Source organism: Alkalibacterium indicireducens, from assembly GCF_039522005.1.
GTDB lineage: Bacteria > Bacillota > Bacilli > Lactobacillales > Carnobacteriaceae_A > Alkalibacterium > Alkalibacterium indicireducens.
In genome coordinates this window covers 1-1353 of the sequence record NZ_BAAADA010000110.1, presented here as the reverse complement: position 1 = coordinate 1353, position 1353 = coordinate 1, and the positions used below count along the sequence as shown (strand labels likewise).

The 1353-nt window shown below is 40.2% G+C and carries 2 protein-coding genes; both read right to left on the bottom strand.

What is annotated here, in order from left to right; translation table 11 throughout:
- Positions 1–347: 347 nt before the first annotated feature.
- Positions 348–794, bottom strand: a complete 447-nt coding sequence (locus ABFX15_RS06825) for a hypothetical protein (RefSeq protein ID WP_346024715.1) — start codon at positions 792–794, stop codon at positions 348–350.
- Between the two features lie 109 nt (positions 795–903).
- Positions 904–1170 carry a hypothetical protein gene (locus ABFX15_RS06820; RefSeq protein ID WP_346024714.1) on the bottom strand — a complete coding sequence of 89 codons (267 nt, stop codon included), beginning with the start codon at positions 1168–1170 and terminating at the stop codon, positions 904–906.
- Between the last annotated feature and the right edge of the window lie 183 nt (positions 1171–1353).

Sequence of the window (1353 nt, the reverse complement as noted above, 5' to 3'; positions counted from 1 at the left end):
TTGAGCTTCGCTCAATAGGCATTCATCTCCCACCTACGCTTCGCTTAGAGGTGGGAGTCTTCTGTCAAATGATGATAAATAGATAATAGAGCAGGACGTTCTAAAAAAACGTAAAAGAACCGGACAAAGTCCATAACGGAATTTGTCCGGTTCTTTATCTGTTTAAATGCTTCTTGAAGAACTCTGTTTCCTCACGATTACAATTTTTCGCTTCTTCAAGGTTCATATTGCAGTGAAAAATGTGCTGGAGGTGTTCATCTCCGGTCCTCCATATTTCTTGTACGTGACATCTACTCCTGCTTCCTTCATCAAACCCACCATGGGAAGGGAGGCTTTAGTGAATACGATTATTTTTCATTTAACTTTTTGATCGGTCTGCCTTCTGAATCATATACGTAATTTCTGAGTTTCATAGAGTCAGCCATAGCCTGTACTAACCTGTCCTGATACGGTTCTGCCAGTTCTTCAAAAAGATAGGCTTCCTCGTGGAGGCTGTGTTTGGAACGCAGAGCTTCCACCTCTCCTGGTTTTCGTAGTTTATATTTCCGACTGGGTAACTTTCCTTCTATGCTGCGTTTCTCAATGCGATAAAAGTGATTATCATCATTATAAATAATTTCCAGAGCGCCTGAATTGGTCCGTTTGTACTCAGCATGCGGGTAGGCTTCTTTATGAAGTTCCCACCAGGCTTTGATTCCCTTAATTGCCTCTTCCTCGTTTTCGTAACTCCCGTGTTCTTTTTTTACATTACTCAGCCGATTCTGCCAATAGGTGGTGTACACTTGCTGTTCCATTCACTTCACTCCTTCTGTTTGAGATACCTCTAGTGTATATCATCTTTCATTTAATTCAAATGGAATCGAATGCAAATAACCTTTTGTAAGGAGAATGTAAAATACACTTTTACCTGTCAGTAAATATATCCAAAAGTTTTCTGATAACTAATGCCATCAATGTTCCTGTAAAAATGACAAAGCCCAGATTCAACAGAAAAAATCCAGCTGAATAGTTTAAAGCCAGTTCCTGCTGCATCTGGTTCACTTCTTCTGCAGTAAGTCCCGCAAGCACATCCACAGGAACATCAATCGCCCACAGGAAATAACCGATGATTATCATGATCAGGCTGATGAACAGACCGGCGATCAGCCATTTATTCACTCTATTTCTCATATTCCGACTCCTTTTACTGAGTGATCGTTCTCCTAGTTATGGTTGCGGCACTCCTTGTTCTTTCAGTTAGTGTATCAGTCCACATCGCTGAAGTAAACCAGCTTTACTATACAGTATGTGTCAAGACTTTGGCGGAAACTTTTTTTCTAGAGATGGTAACTCTTCAATTTTAATATTAAAATG

Excerpts from the sequence above, each read along its gene's own strand:
- ABFX15_RS06825 (WP_346024715.1), bottom strand. The coding sequence starts at position 794 with ATGGAACAGCAAGTGTACACCACCTATTGGCAGAATCGGCTGAGTAAT.
- ABFX15_RS06820 (WP_346024714.1), bottom strand. The coding sequence starts at position 1,170 with ATGAGAAATAGAGTGAATAAATGGCTGATCGCCGGTCTGTTCATCAGC.